The sequence below is a fragment of the Nocardia sp. NPDC056541 genome, assembly GCF_042794235.1.
Classification (GTDB): domain Bacteria; phylum Actinomycetota; class Actinomycetes; order Mycobacteriales; family Mycobacteriaceae; genus Nocardia.
In genome coordinates this window covers 40,096-57,593 of sequence record NZ_JBHTUD010000029.1, presented here as the reverse complement: position 1 = coordinate 57,593, position 17,498 = coordinate 40,096, and the positions used below count along the sequence as shown (strand labels likewise).

Genomic DNA, 17,498 nt, shown 5'->3' with positions numbered 1-17,498 from the left:
GCTTGCTCCTTCGTCGCCTACGCAACGGCACCTGATCGACGGGACGGGCGCGAACCGCCGACTTCGTCGGCGATCCCTCCTCGAGGTCGGGATGTGCGGGGCTGGGAGTGCGGTCATGGCGGTGCCGCGGTGTGGTTGCTCGATCAGGTGGCGGCGGCGGGGCTCGGGGTGGTGGTCGTCGGTTCGTCTTCGGTGGCGGGTTCTTCCGTATCGGCCGGTGTGACGATCGCGGCGCGGGCCATCGCGCCGAGGGGGGTGTGGTTGAAGACCAGGTTCAGCAAGAACGCGGTGGCCGCGCCGAGGGTGACGCCGCTGTCGAGAAGGATCTGCGCCGAGGTGGGGAACTTGTCGAACATGTCCTTGGTGAACACCGGCAGCAGGCCGATGCCGATGGCGGTGGCCGCGACGGTCGCGTTGACCCGGTCCGTCAGATCGGCTTCGAGCAGTGTGGCGACGCCGACGATGGCGACCGTCGCGAACAGCACCAGCCCGACGCCGCCGACCACCGGCTTCGGAATCACCGCGACCACCTCGCCGATGCGGGGCACCAGCCCGAGCACCACCAGGATCGCGCCGCTCACCGCGGTGACATACCGGCTGAAGACCCTGGTCGTGGCGACCGCGCCGACGTTCTGATTGAAGATCGTGTCGACGAACGCGGTGAAGATGCCGCCGAGCACACCCGACAGGCCGTCGCCCACCAGGCCGCGCGCGAGATCGCCCCTGCTCAGTGGTTTTCCGGTGATCTCGCTGATCGCCAGCATGCTCGCGGTCGACTCGGCGAACACCACGGCCATCACGATGCTCATCGCCACCACGGCGGTCACCGGGAACTGTGGCGACCCGAAGTGGAACGGCTGCGGGATCCCTATCCAGTCGGCGGTACCGATCCCGGCGGTGGTGATCAGTCCCATCGGCAGCGCGATCACGATGCCCGCGACCAGCGCGATCAGCACACCGAGCTGCGACCACACGCCGCGTCCGAGGCAGACGAAGCCCACCGCGATCAGCACCACCACCGCCGCCAGCCCGATATTGGAGGGCGAGGCGAAGCCGGCCGACTTCGGATCGGTCCCGATGATCAGGCCCCCGGCGACCCCGATCAGCGATACCCCGACCACGGTCAGGACGGTTCCGGTGACCAATGGCGGGAAGAACCGCACCACCCGCGCGAACGGCCACGCCAGCGCCACCCCGACCACACCGCCGACCAGCATCGACCCGTACACGGCGTCGAGGCCGTACTCCTTGGCGATCAGGATCATCGGGTTGAGCCCGACGAACGTTGCGCCGCAGACGATCGGTAACCGCGCACCGGCCAGCTTGCCGACGCCGAGGCTCTGCACCAGCGTGATGATGCCCGCGACCAGCAGGTCCGCACTGATCAACAGCGCGATCGTCGCCCGGTCCAGCCCCGCGGCCGCGCCGAAGACCAACGGCACGGTGATACAGCCGGTGTACATGATCAGGACGTGCTGGATGCCGAACGCCAGTTGCCGAGCGAACGGCAGCCGGGTGTCGACGGGATGCGCCTCACTCATGTAACAGGTTGTAGTCCCCGTTTTTTACCGTGAGTGAGCGCCGTGTTTCGTCGGCGTTGCGGGTCGGATATATCACCCGGTGGGTTCAATACTGCTGGTAGCCGCCCTGTGGGTAGTTCGGTTGCTGCTGTGCTGCCCGGATCCAGCGCCCGGTCGACCCGGCCGCGGCCAGGCACAGGACAAGCGTCGCGAACCCGGCTTGGATCAGGCCGATGGCCACACCCGCGACCGAGCTCACCCCGGATCCGAGAGTGAACACGAGGGAGACGAGGCCGCCGAGCGCGGTGAGCGACGCCAGGATGATGATGATCACTCGGCCGGCCGATTTGCGGAGGAACAGCAGCGTCGCGCCGATGAACCACAGCCCGGCGACGACGGCTCCGACCACGAAGTAGGTCATCACCATGGACGAGACGGGCACGGACGTGTACCCGAAGCTGCCGTCCGGCAACTGGACCAGCGGGCCGGCGCTGCTGTCCCCCACCATCGCGTAGCCGATCGCCAACCCTGCCGCGCCTACCAAGGAAAGCAGCAGGGCGAGCACAGCTGCGGTGATCGCCGTGCCCCCGGTAGCGGGTGGTTGGGGATAGCCGTATCCGGGTGCGCCAGGGCCGGGCGTTCCGTATCCGGGAACGCCGTATCCGGGAGCGCCGGGGCCCGGTGCGCCGTACCCGGGAAGGGCTTGACCATACGGGTTGTAGCCCTGCTGCCCGACCGGCGGATAGCCCTGACCTTGCTGCTGCTCGTACGGATACCCCATGACGCCCCCCTTTTTCCTCGGATACACCTGCCGAAATTCGTTCGCACGGTGCGCGGTCCGGTCGGACACGCACCGGCCCGAACTATACGGCCGGGTCCCGACGCGTGCTCAGATGCGGCTGAGCAGCGTCAACGGGTCCTCCAGGAAACCCGCTGTGGTGGCGAGGAAGCGGGCGCCGAGCTCGCCGTCGACCATGCGGTGATCGAAGCTGAGGCCGAGGGTGGTGACCCAGCGCACGGCCAGTTCGTCACGGAAGACCCAGGGGCGCTTGCGGATCGAGCCGAGGCACAGGATCGCGGCCTCGCCCGGATTCACCAGCGCGACGCCGCTGTCGACACCGAAGACGCCCACGTTGGTGAGGGTGAAGGTGCCGCCGCGCAGGTCGTTCGGGGTGGCGTTGCCGGAGCGGGCGGTGTCGGCCGCCCAGCTGATCTCGCGGCACAGCTCGCGCAAGCTCAGCGACTGAGCCTCCTTGAGATTGGGCACCATCAGGCCGCGATCCGAGGCAACCGCGATCCCTAGATTCACATAGTGCTTGGTGACGATCTCCTGGTTCTGCTCGTCCCACGAGGTATTGATCCCCGGATACTCCGCGATCGCCGCCAGCGTGGCCTTGGCGACCAGCGCCAGTGGCGTGAGCGTGAGACCTTCGAAGGACTTGGTGGTGCGCAGGTGATCGAGCAGTTCCATCGAGGCGGTGCAGTCGACGGTGACGAAGGTGCTGGCCTGGGGAATCGTGCGCGAACTGGCCTGCATCGCGGCGGCGGTGCGCTTCCGGATGCCCGTGACGGGAGTGCGTTCTTCCCGGGCGGTCGGCTCGATCAGGCCGTCCCCGTCGGTGATGTGGCCGTTGGACGGAGCGCGCACGACATCGCCGAGGCGGGCGGGGGTGCGCGGCTGGGTCACCGGCACGGCCGAGCGCACATCGTCGACGGTGACCGCGCCCTCCGGCCCCGACCCCGCGACGAACCACAGGTCGATGCCGAGTTCCTTGGCCAGTTTGCGGGCTGCGGGAGTCGCGGCGGCGCGATGGGTGCTCGGCGTGCTAGAGGCCATGGACGGCGTGGCTTTCCTTCTCCGCGAGGTCGATTCGGCCTCGGGCCCATAACCCACCAGCACGTTCGTGCGGGGCTCCGCGGTCGGTGGGGCCGACACCTCGAGATCGTTGCGCACCCGGATCAGCGGCGCGCCGACCGGGACGGTGTCACCGGGCTGAGCGAGCAGTTCGACCACGACCCCGGAGAACGGCGACGGCAGCGCCACCACCGCCTTCGCGGTCTCCACCTCGGCGATGGTCTGGTTCAGTTCCACCGTGTCGCCGACCGCGACGGCCCAGGACACCAGGTCGCCGTCGGCCAGGCCTTCACCCAGGTCGGGAAGGCGGAACTCGAGAACATGACCGTCGTCATCGGCGGCTGGTTCCGGCACGAGGGCACCTTTCATCACGCGGCTAGACAGCGGTCGACCGCCGCCAGAATGCGGTCGGGGTCGGGCAGGTGGTGCTTTTCGAGCTTAGCCGGGGGGTAGGGGATGTCGTAGCCACCGACGCGCAGCACCGGCGCCTCGAGGTGATAGAAGCAGCGTTCGGTGACGCGGGCCGCGATCTCGGCGCCGAGCCCGGCGAACACGGGCGCCTCGTGCACGATGACCAGCCTGCCGGTCTTGTCCACCGATTCCGCGATCGTGTCGACGTCGATCGGCGAGAGACTGCGCAGGTCGATCACTTCGAGCGAATGTCCTTCCTCGGCGGCGATCTTCGCCGCGGTGAGCGCGGTGGCGACGGTACCGCCGTAGGCGACGACGGTGGCGTCGGCACCGCGGGTGCAGACCCTGGCCCTGTGCAGGGGCAGATCCGGTTCGCCTTCGAAATCTACGTCGGCCTTGTCCCAATAGCGACGTTTCGGTTCGAAGAAGATCACCGGGTCGTCCAGTGAGATCGCCTGGCGAATCATCGAATACGCGTCGGCGGGCGTACTCGGTGATACAACGCGAAGGCCCGCGGTATGCGCGAAATACACCTCGGGTGATTCCGAATGGTGCTCGACCGCGCCGATGCCCCCGCCGAACGGAATGCGGATCGTCAACGGTGCCTTCACTTTTCCGCCGGTACGGTTGTGGATCTTGGCCACCTGCGACACGATCTGGTCGAAGGCCGGATAGACGAAACCGTCGAACTGGATCTCCACCACGGGACGGTATCCGCGCAACGCCATCCCGAAAGCCGTTCCGACGATGCCGGATTCGGCCAGTGGTGTGTCGATGACGCGATTGTCGCCGAAATCCTTCTGCAAGGTGTCGGTTACGCGGAACACACCACCGAGCCGGCCGATGTCCTCGCCGAGCAGGACGACTTTGGCGTCGTCTTCCATCGCGCTGCGCAGGCCGACGTTGAGGGCGCCGGCGAAGGTGGTGATCATGACTGCGCTCCTTCGGCGAGGTAGGCCGAGAGCTGTTGGCGCTCTTCGGTCATCAGTGGATGCTCGGTCGCGTAGACGTTGTCGAACATCCGCACGGGATCGGGGTCGGGCATCTCGATTGTCGCGGTGCGCAGCCGGCGGGCGACCTCGTCGGCCTCGTCGGTGACCTGCCGGGTGAATTCGGGGGAGAGGTCGCCATCGCGGTCGAGGAGTAGACGCACGCGCTCGATGGGGTCGCGCTGGGCCCAGTACTCGGTGTCGGCGGCGGTGCGGTAGCGGGTCGGGTCGTCGGCGGTGGTGTGCGGGCCCATCCGGTAGGTCATCGCCTCGATGAAGGTGGGGCCGCCGCCGGTGCGCGCGCGTTCGACGGCCTGGCGGGTGACCGCGAGGACGGCGAGCACATCGTTGCCGTCGACCTGCACGCCCGGAATCCCGTAACCATCGGCTCGGTGGACCAGCGGGGTATGGCTCTGCACGGCCACCGGTTCGCTGATCGCCCACTGGTTGTTCTGGCAGAAGAACACGACCGGCGCGCTCCACGCCGCGGCGAATCCGAGTGCCTCGGCGAGGTCGCCCTGGCTCGTCGCACCGTCGCCGAAGTAGGCGATGGTGGCGATGTCGGCGCCGTCGAGATGGGCGGCGAAGGCGTAACCGGTCGCGTGCAGCCCCTGGGATCCGACGACGATATTGGCATTGGTCATCTTGACCTCGCCGGGGTCCCAGCAGTGGTGTGAGACGCCGCGCCAGAGGGCGGTGAGCTGCTCGGGCGCGACGCCACGGCAGTAGGCGACGGCGGTTTCGCGGTAGGAGCAGAACACGTAGTCGTCGGGGTGCAGCGCGTGCGCCGAGCCGACCTGCGCGGCTTCCTGGCCGAGCAGCGGCGGCCACAAGCCGAGCTGGCCCTGGCGTTGCAACGCGGTCGCCTCGATGTCGATCCGGCGGGTGATCACCATGTCCCGATACAGCTGCCGCAACCGCTCGGCATCGATGTCGGCGACCAGCGCGCCGTGCTCCCTGTCGAACACCCGGCGGCCGTCGGGCTGAACCAGCTGGACCGGGTAGGTCTGCTTCTGCGACATCGTGATCGCCTCCTCGCCACCGCGCCTTGTGGGCCGATGCAGGTACGCCACTCCGCTGAGTGCGATGTGTATCACTCAGCATCCACCATAATGCGGTGTGCGCAAGCGGTACACGCGCACATGAGCAGAATGCATGGTCTGCGGGGGTGGTGCGCTGTCATACTGCGTTGTATGACCAGTCGCGAACCGGACGTGACACTCGACGCCACCGACGCGCGTTTGCTGCGTGAGCTGATCGCCAACCCCCGTGCCACCGGGGTGGAGCTCGCGGCGCGCCTCGGCCTGTCGCGCAACACGGTGCAGGCGCGTCTGGCGCGCTGGGACAGCGGTGGGGTGCTCGGCAGCTTCGAACGCCGGGTGGAACCGCGCGCCCTCGGCTACCCACTGGCAGCGTTCGTCGCGGTCGTGGTCGACCAGCACCGACTCGACAGCGTGGTGGACGAGCTGGCCGATGTCCCCGAGGTCACCGAGGTCTGCGGAATGACCGGCGCTACCGATCTCACCGTCCGCATCGTCGCCCGCGACGCCGACGACCTCTACCGCATCGCGGGCCGAATCCTGAAGATCCCCGGCGTGGAGCGCACCAATATGGCCCTGGTCATGCGTGAGCTGGTGGGACCGCGGACCGGCCCGTTGCTCGACCGGCTGGCCGGACCGAACTGAACTCGGCCCCGCCGCCGGACCCTCAGGTGCCGGTGGGCAGGAAGCGGCGCACGACGAGTCCGGCTACCAGCGCCCAGAAGGCGCCGCCGATGCCGAAGAGGGCGGTGCCGGAGGCGGCGACGAGGAAGGTGACCAGGGCTGCCATGCGATGGGCCGGGTCGCTGAGGGCGCCGGTCAGGGCGGCGGCGAGGGTGGCGAGGAGGGCAAGGCCCGCGACGGTTTCGATGGTGCCCGCCGGCGCGGCGGCGATCAGAGTAACCAGGGCGGCGGAGGCGAGGCCGAGGACGAGGTAGCTTGCGCCCGCTGTCGCCGCGGCGATCCACCGGCGTTTGGGGTCGGGGCTCGCCGACGGTGCGGCGGCGAGGGCGGCGCTGATCGCGGCGAGGTTGATCGCGTGGCCGCCCGCTGCCGCGCCGAGGATGGTGCCGATACCGGTGACGAGCATGGCCGGACGCCACGGGACCTGGAAGTCGAACGAGCGCATCACCGCGACGCCCGGAATGTTCTGCGAGGCCATGGTGACGATGTAGAGCGGGATGGCGATGCCGACGACGGCCTGCCAATGCCACTGGGGGACAGTCCATTCCACAGTCGGAACCATGGCGGACAATTCCAGGTGCCGGTTGTTCACCACGATGTCGATGCCCGTACCGACGGCCGCCGTGGCGAAGGCGACGAGCACCGCCCACTTGGGTGCGAACCGCTGCAGGACCAGCCACACCGCGATGACCGGGACCACCACGGCGGGCGAGGTGCGCAGCGCCTGCACCGGGGCCAGGCACAGCGGAACGAGGACACCGGCCAGCATCGCCTGCGCGATCGGCACGGGGATCGCGGCCACCAGCGAGCCGAGCCGCTGCCACAACCCGGTGATCACGATCAGTACGCCGGTCACCGCGAAGGCCGCGACCGCGCCCGGCCAGCCGCCCGCGACCAGTCCGGTGCTCGCGAGCAGGGCGGCACCCGGCGTGGACCAAGCCAGCGTGATCGGGATCCGGTACCGCACACTCAGCAGCAGAATGCCGATGCCCTGGGTGAAGCACAGGATCAGCAGGCCCGACGCGGCCTGCGCCGGACTCGCCCCCACCGCGCGCAAACCACTCAGCACTACCGCGAACGAACTCGTGAAGCCGACCAGTGCCGTGATGGCGCCCGCACCGAGCGGCTGTGCGATGCCCGCCGGCTTGTCGGCGATATCGGGCGAAGTGGTGGAGACCTGCGACATTGTGCCGATACTGCCCGACGCAGTGGGGGTCGTCGCCTGCCAGTCTCGCGAAAGTGGCCTGATTCGTGCGTGCCGATGGTGGGTCCAGTTTCGCGACCGGCCTGTGAACGATGCGACCGGGTTCGCGGGCCCGGCGGCGTGCGTTGCCGCGCCGGAGTCACCGGCTCGGCCTGCGTTGCCGGGTGAAGTCGTGCGTCGATAGGTGCCGCGGAGCCGGTTCGATGCGTAGGGTGTCGGGGACGGTTTCGCAGGCGGGGGCTTGGAGGAGGAGTGGGAGTGGGCGCGGTATTGATTTCCTCGGCTGAGCTTCGGGAAGAGCTGGCGGACAAGCCGATTCACCTGCTCGATGTGCGGTGGGCGCTGGGCGATCCCGATGGCCCGCAGCACTATCTCGACGGGCATGTTCCGGGCGCGGTGTTCGTCGATCTGGAGACCGAATTGGCCGCCGCGCCGGCGCCCCCGCGCGGCAGGCATCCGCTGCCCGATCCCGGCACCTTCGAGAAATGCGCGCGCAGTTGGGGATTGAGCTCGGGCGACCCGGTGGTGGTCTACGACGCGACCGGCGGCATGGCGGCCGCGAGGGCGTGGTGGCTGCTGCGCTGGGCCGGTGTGGACAACGTGCGCATCCTCGACGGCGGGCTGCCCGCGTGGATCGCGGCCGGTGGGGAAGTCGCGACCGGCGCCGAACCGGATCCGGTGGGTGGTGACCTGGTGGTGCGCCCCGGCGGTTTGCCGATGGTCGATGCCGACGCCGTCGCGAAATGGCCGGGTGTGCTGCTCGACGCGCGCGCGGGCGAGCGGTATCGCGGCGAGGTCGAACCGGTCGATCCGCGTCCCGGACACATCCCCGGCGCGGTGAGCGCGCCGACTGCTGAAAACCTGGATGGCACAGGGCATTTCCGGAATGCGGAAGAACTGCGCGCACGGTTCGCGGGATTCGGCGACGGCCCGGTCGCGGTGTACTGCGGCTCCGGCGTCACCGCTGCCCACCAGATCGCGGCGCTGGCGATCGCGGGCATCGACGCCGCCCTCTACCCGGGCTCGTACTCGCAGTGGTCGAACGATCCGAAACGGGCGGTGGCGACCGGAGAGTAGGCGCTGCTGGGAGCGCTTGGCGACCGCGGGGTTCGGCGGTGTGACAGCACTGGCTCGGACCGGCTGCGGACCCACCCGAGCTCACGGGCAGCCGCGGGCGATGTCGTGGAGGGTGGCGTTGTCCGCGGCGGTGATGGGTAGGTCGTAGTCGACCGCCACAGTGAGGTACTCGGCGGCGTAGAAGCAGTGGTTGGGGCGCGCGGGCGGCAGCCATTCGGCCGGGGTGTCCTAGTGTGTGGTGTTGGATCATGATGTGGCCGAGTCGGATTCGCTGGTTGCCAGGGTTGGTTGCCGGTTCGCCCGGCCCGAACCTCGGTGACCCGGCTGCGGTTGTCCCGGGTCACCATGTGCGCAGCGTTTGTCTCGGAGCGATCGAATGGTCGACTTTACTGTTGATGTGTCGAAGCTGTCCGCTTCACACTGGATCTCCAGGACATCGGCGCCAATTTCACCGAGAACGCGGGCCGTTTACTACCGGGTTTAGCGCTACCAGCCGGAACAGCTGGCACAGCTGTCGGTGTCGATCCAGAAGCTGCAAACCACACTGTCCGGCGACCATCAGAAGGACACGAGCGCCCACCAGGCCGCGGACCTGACGAGCGCTCTCACGAAGCGCATGACCTTCGCCGATTTCACTCTCCCCCTGGCCAGTTGGGCGCAGCTGATCGACCAGCCGATGGACGAGCCGACCAAATCTCAGATCACCTCCGCCGTCGACGCGCTGAAGAAGTCGGCCGCGACTCGCCAGGACGCGATAACGACCACGATCCAGCGGATCTCCGGCGCTTTGGGCTACGAGTCCGGCCGGGCCGAGAAGGTGATCGTCGACCTGGGTGCCATTCGGTACGGATACGGAGACAACGTGTGGTTCGAACACGCTGTCTCCGTCTGACCCGGCTACTCCGGTCAGGTCAGTCGGGTGCGAATCCGTTGATCTCGAAGGAAATCACGACAGCGGCGACCGCGGCAGCGCCGAGGACGAACGTCACCGTAGACGCCAGTGCGAAAACCCGGATGCGCCGCCACCAGGACAATCCCAATCCGGCGGGAATCGCGACGAGCGCCGGAATCATCCACGTTATCCAATACCACGGCGAGATTGGTTCCGTGTCGCCTCGGTATTTCTTGGGAGTCGCAGTGGGCTCGGGCACGTCGAAGACGTTCTGCAGTAGCACGACCAAGGGGAAATAGGCGATCACCGCCAGTAAGCCGCCGATAATGACTCCGAAGATCGCCGGGACCAGTACATCATCGGTCCTGCTGTTCCTATCAGTCATATCCCCACCTATTTCGAACCCGACCAGGAGTGCACCGCACCGGAACCGTATACCAGGAACGACTTGGCGAGGCCGAGTTCGTCGCTCTGCGCCATGGTGTTCACAGCGGACTGAGCCATGTTGCCGTAGTCGTCGTCGGTATGGAAATTGTAGACATCACAGATGTGGGACTGCTGCTTCAATTCGATCTGATGTGATCCGGCCGCACCTGGATGGGCGACCACAACGGTGGTCGAGGCGGATCGCCGATTCCTCCAGCACGTAGTCGTCGCCGGTCACGCGATAGTAATGATCGAACAATTTTTTGGCGACGGGGCGATCTCTCGAGCTGAAGTAGATCCCCACGGCTGCCGCCTGGGTGGCATTGGCTTGAATCAATTCACCGGTGAAATCGCGAATTGTCTTGAATTTGCTCGAGTCGACTACCGGAAAATTTGGATGAATAGAAGTGTCGTAACTCTTGATCGGCGGCGCCTGTCCGTTCTCGCCACCTTGAACTTCCTCGTACATCACATTCTCCAACTCGCAGGTCTACGATATTCCTGCGCGGTCCGATGCTGGTCGGGCCACTCGGACTCTACTTCGCCGCGGGTTCGATGGTCAATTTCGGTGGCACCGAATCTATTGCGGTGCAATGCGTCCGGGTTATCGGCGGTCAGCCCCATCGCAATCCGCGCGGGGCGAGCCAGTGCTGCAACTGCACTCGGTGGTCAGTCGAGCGGGTGCCCGCCGCCGGTCGTGCGATAGCCGGGCGTGATCTGGCGGTATCGAGCCGGGTCAACACAAGCGCGACAAGCAGACGCCCGAATCACACGGATGCCGTTGCAGTACTAGTTCGTGACGCCGTTGCACGTCGCCGGGTTCCACAGCCCCAGGTGGTGGACCTGCGCATACCGCGCTGCGGCGCGGAACTCGCGCTGATACTGGTAGGGGTGTGAGTGTGAATATGTGTATTCGTGTCCAAACCCCTGAGCGATCTGGTTGAGGTTGAACAGCGCCCCATCCACCCAGACATACGCCAGGAGCCGACCGTATTTGTCGGTGCTGTCCTGCGACGGATCGGGCCTCACGACTACTTGTTTGCCGACCAGCACCCGCTTGGCACGGTCAGCCGCCTCGGTACCGAAACACTGCACCGACTTGCGCGGATCCTGGGTCTCAGGTGTGTCCAGACCCAACATCCGGACCTTCACCTGTGTGCTGTCCTTCAGGATCGACACCGTGTCACCGTCGATCACCTGCAACACCGGAAACGGCCCCGCTGCATCAGCCGGAACCGGAATTGGACTCGGCACCTCACTGGGCGGTGACGCCGATTCGACTCCAGGCACCTGACCACATGCCACAGCCAATGGAACCATCACCACGGCGCCGACAGCTGCGACGCCGTGACTGACGTCCCTCAGGCCCTGCCGAACTGAGCGCTGCCGCACTACCAGGAAATCACGCAACATCGCCCTCAACAGTCCAGATAATGCGGGTGTCGCAGCCGTCGTGACTGCCCGGCGCGCGTCGGACTGCCGGGTGCGGGTGTGACCGGCCCATCCGGTCCGATCACCGCGCACCCGGCAACCGCGAGCACTGTGACGAGCAACCACGCCGGCTTCCCCATACCCGCATGTTGTAGCCGGTGGTACCGACAACAACCCCGCTTCGAGCGGCGCTGGGCGAGGGGAAGGCCGCGTCAGTCGACGATGCGGCCTACAACCAGGCTCGGGCCAGCAGGTCGTCCGCGGCCTGCGCGGCCGGGTTGGGCGGGAATCGGGTGGCTGCTATCGAGGAGACGTGGGCGCCGTCATGGCCGACCAGCCACGAACCGCCACGGTCTTCGCATTCGGCGATCTTGGCGAAGACGGTGAGCAGGAAGGTGATGGATTCACTGGGGTCGATGGTGTGCGCCAGGCGCTGGGATTCGCCTGGCCGCGACAGATCGAGCCAGACGCCTGCCTGACCGTCCAGCCGCATGCCGAGGATCTTCGTGGTGTCGATGAAGGTGAATTTGCGCCGTTCCCAAGGGGTGTTGGGTGTGTAGCTCTGCTCGAGAACCTGGAGCAGAATCGTCATCGCTGCCCTCCGCACGAATTACAAGGGGTCATCGGTCGAACCGGATCCGTCCGGTCCGCCTGGGTCCATATGAAGTTGTCGCCGGTGGGTGTTCCGGCCCGTGACCTGGGGTTATTTCAGTATGTTCTCGTTGCGGCGAGAAATCCAGGGGTATGGCGGCCGTGATCGGTGTCGGTGCCGCCTGCTTGGATGGAGTCCATGCTGCACGGTCTGTGGTCCCCCGAATCGGGCCTACTGCTGTGGCACGACGCGGAGCCGGTCGCCGTGGGGTCGGTGCTCGGCGACATCCTGGATCGTGCGAGGTTCCGGCACCGCGCCCAGGTGCTCGTCGTCGATGCCGGGGGACAGTCCGGGACCGCCGAGGTTCGCGCACACGCGCTCGCCCCACCGACGGCGGCCGTTGTGCTGCGCAGCCGACTGCCGCGCGAGCACATCTCCGGCGACCTGCGGTTCCTCGCGCACGTCGCGCGCGGCATCGAACGGTGGGTGCGAGCCGGTCGGGTGGTGCCCCAGATCGAGCGGGCCGACGGTCAGTGGTGGGTGCGCTGGCGGCTCGTCGGCGGACAACGTCAACGGGCATGGCTGGCCGAGCTGGCCGCCGCGATGCCGCCGGCGCTGCGGGTGGCGGGCCCGCCCGCCGCCGTGCTCGACGACCTGTGCACACACCTCACCGACCCGATCGCCCGCGAATATCTCGCGCACCGCACGATGACGCACCCGCTGCTGGCCGCGCTGGTTGCCGACACCCCGTTGGACGCCGGCTCCTACCGCCTGTCGGAAACGCTGACGCAGTGGCGGGAAGGCTATGCCGCCGATGAGCCGGAACTGGTGTTGCGCCTGTGCGAACCCGACGGCGAATTCGGCACGGCCGACGAATCGGTGGCGCTGTGGCGACTACAGGTGTGCCTACGCCCGGTCGACGACGCACCCAAACCCGTTGTCTTCGAAGATGATCCGGTGCTCGTACGGACGGCGGCGGAGAAACTCGGCCAAGCGCGCAAGGCCTACCCGCGCCTGCGCGACCTCCCCACCGATCCGCGCGGCCTCGACCTGCTGCTCCCCACCGAGGTGGTAGCCGACCTGGTGGCCCACGGCGCACATGCCCTGCAGGAAGCCGGTATTCGGCTGCTCCTGCCACGGGCCTGGAACATCGCCGAACCGAGCATGCGATTGCGCGTGAGCAGCCCCGCCGCCGCCGAATCCACCGTCGGCCTCAGTGGCCTGCTCTCCTACCGGTGGGAGTTGGCGCTCGGCGATCTGGTGCTCACCCAGGCCGAGATGGAACGGCTGATCAGCAGCAAATCCGACCTGGTCCAGTTGCGCGGCGAGTGGGTGCAGGCCGACCATCGAGCACTGGCCGCCGCTGCCCGCTACGTCGCGCAGCATGTCGACGACAGTCCGATCACCCTGGCCGACATGATCGGTGAACTCGCCGCCGAGCGGGTCGACAATGTCCCGGTCACCGAGGTCACCGCCGACGGCTGGGCGGCCGAATTGTTCGCCAGGGAAAGCGAACCCGAGCCGGTTCCGGTTCCGGTCGGCCTGAAAGCCCAGCTACGGCCCTACCAGGAACGTGGCCTGAGCTGGCTGGCCACGATGAGCCGGCTGAACTGCGGCGCGATCCTGGCCGACGACATGGGGCTGGGCAAGACTGTGCAGGTGCTGGCGCTGCTCGTGCACGAGCGCGAGGTCGGCACGGCTGCCGCGGCGGGTGAGAAGACGCAGCCCGCGGTGGTCGCCCTCACGAGCTTCGACGCTGGGGCGCAGGTCGGACCGACGCTGCTGGTGTGTCCGATGTCGGTGGTCGGTAACTGGCAGCGGGAGACCCAACGGTTCGCACCTGACCTCCGGGTGCTCGTGCATCACGGCCCCGGTCGCCTCCAGGGCGCGGAATTCGCTGCGGCGGTGGCTGATTCGGATCTGGTGATCACCACCTACGCACTGCTCGCCCGCGATATCGCGCTGCTGAACGAACAGCAGTGGGAGCGGATCGTGCTCGACGAAGCACAGCACATCAAGAACGCGGTGACCAGGCAGGCGCGTGCGGCCAGGGCGCTCACCGCGCGACATCGGCTGGCGCTCACCGGAACTCCGGTGGAGAACCGGCTGGAAGAACTGCGCGCGCTGTTCGACTTCGCCATGCCGAAACTGCTCGGCAGCCCGCAGTCGTTCCGCGCCAAGTTCGCGGTGCCGATCGAGCGCGAGCGCGACCAGCAGGCCATCGACCGGCTGCGGCTGATCACCGATCCGTTCGTATTGCGCAGGCTCAAAACCGATCCGGCGGTGATCAGCGACCTGCCGGAGAAGCTGGAGATGACGGTGCGGGCCAACCTCACCGTCGAACAGGCCGCCCTCTACCAGGCCGTCGTCGACGACATGCTGGAGAAGCTCAAAGACGCGAAAGGCATGGCGCGCAAGGGCGCTGTGCTCGGCGCGCTGACCCGGCTCAAACAGGTCTGCAACCACCCCGCGCACTATCTGGGTGACGGTTCGCCGATCCTGCGACGCGGCGGCCACCGCTCCGGCAAGCTGGCGCTGGTCGAGGACGTGCTCGACGCGGTGCTCGCCGACGGCGAGAAGGCCCTGCTCTTCACCCAGTTCCGTGAGTTCGGCGACCTGATCCTGCCCTACCTCACCGAACGGTTCGGCACCCCGATCCCGTTCCTGCACGGTGGCGTGGCCAAGCAGCACCGCGACGATATGGTGACCGGCTTCCAGGGGGAGAACGGCCCGCCGCTGATGTTGCTCTCGCTCAAAGCGGGCGGCACCGGGCTGAACCTCACCGCCGCCAATCACGTGATCCACCTGGACCGCTGGTGGAATCCGGCCGTCGAGAACCAGGCCACCGATCGCGCGTTCCGGATCGGCCAGCAGCGCGCGGTGCAGGTCCGCAAGCTGGTGTGCGTCGACACCATCGAAGAGCGGATCGACGAAATGATCAACGGGAAGAAGCAATTGGCCGATCTGGCGGTCGGCGCGGGCGAGAACTGGATCACCGAGATGAGCACCGACGAACTGCGCGAGCTGTTCACCCTCGGCGCCGAGGCGGTGGGTGAGTAGATGGCCGACTTCAGCCAGTTCGGTCCGCGCAAACCGGTGCGCGGCGGCGCCCAGGCTCGCGGCGGTTTCGGCCGGACCTGGTGGGGCAAGTCGCTGCTCGACTCGGTGGAGAAGGTCGCCGATGCGGGCAGGCTCTCGCGCGGACGCACCTACGCCAGGGTCGGGCAGGTGGTGAACTACCGGATCGAACGGGGTGCGGTGACCGCGGAGGTGCAGGGCAGCCAACCGAGCCCGTTCACCTCGGTGCTGTCGATCCGGCCGCTGCGCGAGGACGAGGTGGACCTGCTGCTGGCCGAGATCAGGGAGGCGCCCGGCATGCTCGCCGAGATCGCCTCGGGCGCGCTCCCACCCGCGCTCGGCCCGCACCTGCTGCCGACCACGGCCTCCGAACTGGACTTCACCTGCAGCTGCCCGGACATGGGCTGGCCGTGCAAGCACGTGGCGGCGGTCTGCTATCTGCTCGCCGAACGCCTCGACGAGCAGCCCAGCGAGATCCTCACCCTGCGCGGCCTCGACCTCGACACCCTCATCGGCGGTGTCGAGAAGTCCGCGCGCACCGCCGATTCCGACGACCCCTACGGCGACGAGCTGGTCCTACCCGAGCTGCCCCGCGTCGAATTCCACGCCGTCATCGACGACCTCGACGCGATTCCGCTGCGTCGCGCGCTGCGGATGTCGGCCGAGGACGAACCGACCGCGGCAACGGGCTTACGCGAATTGCGCTCGCTCTATACCGAATTCGACGACTGAGTCGACGGTTCGGCCCGGTCTGCTGTTCGACCTGGCATCAGCCCAGCTCGTACTCGAACCAGATGTGGTGCCCGCCTTCGGCATCCACGTACAGCGCGCCGGTACCGGTGATGCCGGTCAATTCCCCGGTGCCGCTGCGGGGGACGATGTGGAAGAACTCGTCGGTGCGGTCGGTACCGCCGGTGGTGGCGGAGTGGACGAAGTTGAAGGCACCGGCTTTGCCGTGCAGCGCACCCTCGAAGGACTCCATCGCGAGATAGGTGCCCGCGCCGGTGCTCATGTCGAAGGCGGCGGTGAACAGCGTGGCCGAGAGCCCTTCGATCTCGCCCGCGTAGGCCTTCGTCATGGTCGAGATGCCGACCGGCATCCCGGTGACGATGGGGGGCTGCGGCGTCAGTTCGGTGGGATCGAACGCGGTGACCTCGAAGGTGCCGATGGCTTTCATGCGCCGATGCTAAACCCGTCCACCGACAGAAACCGGCTCGCGGACGCGGCGATTCACGCGGTCGGCTCGATCCGGTAGAACCGGACGGCATTGGCGCCGAACACCTTCCGCAGGTCGTCGGTGCTCGCGCCCGCGTCGCTCAGCGCGGTGGCCACGGTCTCGGCCGCGCCGCCGAGGCTGGTGATCGGCTTGTCGACCGGAAAGTTCGACCCCCAGATCAGCCGGTCGGCGCCGAACACCGCCAGCGCGTGCGCCAGCAGCGGCCCCACCCGTCTCAGCAGAGTGGGGACAGGTGTCGCAGTACCGCGTCGTGGCACCGGGTGCCCGAGCACCGGCATCATCAGCCCGCTCACCTTGGCCACCACGTTGGGCTGCGCGGCCAGATCGGTGAGGTCCTCGCGCCACCGATCGAACAGGAGCTCCCGCTGTCCGCCGGTGTGCCCGGTGTCCTTGCCGACCGGCCCGAAGATGCCCGCGGGCGTCCCCAGGTGATCGAGCACGATCGGTACCTCGGGGAACCGTTCGGCCAGCGCCGTCACCTCGGGTAGCTGCCCCGAATACACCCACGCGTCGAACGAGAGCCCCCGCTCGGCGAGCTGCCCGAAGCCGTTCAGGAACGCCGGGGCGGTGAGTGCGCCGTCGTGGGCGGCGAAGGACTTCACGCCGGGGTCGGGGTGGTAGGCGACCATCGACCGGATGCCACGGAACAGCGGCGACGCGGACTGATGCGCATCGAGCACTGCGCCGAAGTCCGCGCCGGCGGGGTCGGCCGAGCCGATGATCGTGGCCAAGGCGGGCGTGTCGACACCGAACGGCAGGCTCGCCACCCAGCGCGTCTCGTCGGGCTTCCAGCCCGTCCACTGCACCTCGATTTCCACCACGGATTCGACCGGCGTATTTCCCCGGTCCGCGCGGTAGTCGGCGGGCAGATAAGGCTGGAGGTAGGCGCTGGGCTCGCCGACGAATTGGCGGTCTCGCAGCGGGGCCAGCTTTGCCGCGGTACCGACCGGCAGAGGCAGATATCGCATCAATTTCGCGAGCTTGCTGAACTCGCGTGGGGTGGCATGCGGATCCCACTGGTGAATATGGGCATCGATGATGTCGAAGTCGGTCAGATCCATG

General features: G+C 67.6%; 17 protein-coding genes. 5 read left to right on the top strand and 12 right to left on the bottom strand.

Annotated features, from left to right (window positions below; genetic code table 11):
* Positions 1 to 143: 143 nt before the first annotated feature.
* From ACFQ9R_RS32455 to pdhA, 5 genes are all read right to left on the bottom strand, one after another.
* Complete coding sequence (locus tag ACFQ9R_RS32455) at positions 144 to 1,541, bottom strand: uracil-xanthine permease family protein (protein WP_378996248.1); 1,398 nt, start codon at positions 1,539 to 1,541, stop codon at positions 144 to 146.
* Positions 1,542 to 1,626: 85 nt separating this feature from the next.
* Positions 1,627 to 2,301, bottom strand: coding sequence for a hypothetical protein (locus tag ACFQ9R_RS32450; protein ID WP_378996246.1), 675 nt, complete (start codon positions 2,299 to 2,301; stop codon positions 1,627 to 1,629).
* A gap of 108 nt (positions 2,302 to 2,409) precedes the next feature.
* Positions 2,410 to 3,744 carry a dihydrolipoamide acetyltransferase family protein gene (locus tag ACFQ9R_RS32445; protein WP_378996253.1) on the bottom strand — a complete coding sequence of 445 codons (1,335 nt, stop codon included), beginning with the start codon at positions 3,742 to 3,744 and terminating at the stop codon, positions 2,410 to 2,412.
* A complete protein-coding gene (locus tag ACFQ9R_RS32440; protein ID WP_378996244.1) occupies positions 3,744 to 4,718 on the bottom strand; it encodes an alpha-ketoacid dehydrogenase subunit beta in 975 nt (324 codons plus the stop codon). Before ACFQ9R_RS32440 ends, ACFQ9R_RS32445 begins: the two co-directional genes overlap by 1 nt.
* Complete coding sequence (gene pdhA, locus ACFQ9R_RS32435; RefSeq protein WP_378996242.1) at positions 4,715 to 5,797, bottom strand: pyruvate dehydrogenase (acetyl-transferring) E1 component subunit alpha; 1,083 nt, start codon at positions 5,795 to 5,797, stop codon at positions 4,715 to 4,717. The genes ACFQ9R_RS32440 and pdhA overlap by 4 nt, the downstream gene beginning before the upstream one ends.
* A 171-nt stretch (positions 5,798 to 5,968) precedes the next feature.
* On the opposite strand from pdhA, the gene ACFQ9R_RS32430 reads away from it, so the two are divergent.
* Positions 5,969 to 6,460, top strand: a complete 492-nt coding sequence (locus ACFQ9R_RS32430) for an Lrp/AsnC family transcriptional regulator (RefSeq protein WP_378996239.1) — start codon at positions 5,969 to 5,971, stop codon at positions 6,458 to 6,460.
* Between the two features lie 22 nt (positions 6,461 to 6,482).
* Here ACFQ9R_RS32430 and ACFQ9R_RS32425 read toward each other — a convergent pair whose 3' ends face one another.
* On the bottom strand, positions 6,483 to 7,685 hold the full coding sequence (locus tag ACFQ9R_RS32425; RefSeq protein ID WP_378996237.1) for a benzoate/H(+) symporter BenE family transporter: 1,203 nt from the start codon (positions 7,683 to 7,685) through the stop codon (positions 6,483 to 6,485).
* Between the two features lie 276 nt (positions 7,686 to 7,961).
* Here ACFQ9R_RS32425 and ACFQ9R_RS32420 point away from each other — a divergent pair, with 276 nt between their 5' ends.
* Complete coding sequence (locus ACFQ9R_RS32420) at positions 7,962 to 8,780, top strand: sulfurtransferase (RefSeq protein WP_378996234.1); 819 nt, start codon at positions 7,962 to 7,964, stop codon at positions 8,778 to 8,780.
* 517 nt (positions 8,781 to 9,297) lie between these two features.
* Positions 9,298 to 9,672, top strand: a complete 375-nt coding sequence (locus ACFQ9R_RS32415) for a hypothetical protein (protein ID WP_378996232.1) — start codon at positions 9,298 to 9,300, stop codon at positions 9,670 to 9,672.
* 19 nt (positions 9,673 to 9,691) lie between these two features.
* Here ACFQ9R_RS32415 and ACFQ9R_RS32410 read toward each other — a convergent pair whose 3' ends face one another.
* The 4 genes from ACFQ9R_RS32410 to ACFQ9R_RS32395 form a co-directional block, all read right to left on the bottom strand.
* Positions 9,692 to 10,057, bottom strand: coding sequence for a hypothetical protein (locus ACFQ9R_RS32410; protein ID WP_378996230.1), 366 nt, complete (start codon positions 10,055 to 10,057; stop codon positions 9,692 to 9,694).
* A 156-nt stretch (positions 10,058 to 10,213) separates the two neighbouring features.
* The gene (locus tag ACFQ9R_RS32405) at positions 10,214 to 10,567 is read right to left on the bottom strand and encodes a hypothetical protein (protein WP_378996228.1); all 354 of its coding nucleotides are present in this window, start codon (positions 10,565 to 10,567) and stop codon (positions 10,214 to 10,216) included.
* A 320-nt stretch (positions 10,568 to 10,887) separates the two neighbouring features.
* Positions 10,888 to 11,511 (bottom strand): thermonuclease family protein, encoded by a 624-nt coding sequence (locus tag ACFQ9R_RS32400; protein ID WP_378996225.1) that lies wholly within the window; start codon positions 11,509 to 11,511, stop codon positions 10,888 to 10,890.
* A 247-nt stretch (positions 11,512 to 11,758) separates the two neighbouring features.
* The gene (locus tag ACFQ9R_RS32395) at positions 11,759 to 12,121 is read right to left on the bottom strand and encodes a hypothetical protein (protein ID WP_378996222.1); all 363 of its coding nucleotides are present in this window, start codon (positions 12,119 to 12,121) and stop codon (positions 11,759 to 11,761) included.
* A 198-nt stretch (positions 12,122 to 12,319) separates the two neighbouring features.
* Between ACFQ9R_RS32395 and ACFQ9R_RS32390 the strand changes: the two genes are divergently transcribed.
* On the top strand, positions 12,320 to 15,181 hold the full coding sequence (locus ACFQ9R_RS32390; RefSeq protein ID WP_378996220.1) for an SNF2-related protein: 2,862 nt from the start codon (positions 12,320 to 12,322) through the stop codon (positions 15,179 to 15,181).
* On the top strand, positions 15,182 to 15,931 hold the full coding sequence (locus ACFQ9R_RS32385; protein ID WP_378996218.1) for an SWIM zinc finger family protein: 750 nt from the start codon (positions 15,182 to 15,184) through the stop codon (positions 15,929 to 15,931). It begins immediately after the preceding gene.
* Between the two features lie 37 nt (positions 15,932 to 15,968).
* On the opposite strand, the gene ACFQ9R_RS32380 is transcribed toward ACFQ9R_RS32385, so the two are convergent.
* Both ACFQ9R_RS32380 and ACFQ9R_RS32375 read right to left on the bottom strand, forming a co-directional pair.
* Positions 15,969 to 16,376, bottom strand: a complete 408-nt coding sequence (locus ACFQ9R_RS32380; RefSeq protein ID WP_378996216.1) for a DUF3224 domain-containing protein — start codon at positions 16,374 to 16,376, stop codon at positions 15,969 to 15,971.
* 53 nt (positions 16,377 to 16,429) lie between these two features.
* Positions 16,430 to 17,497, bottom strand: a complete 1,068-nt coding sequence (locus tag ACFQ9R_RS32375) for an amidohydrolase family protein (protein WP_378996212.1) — start codon at positions 17,495 to 17,497, stop codon at positions 16,430 to 16,432.
* Position 17,498: the final 1 nt, after the last annotated feature.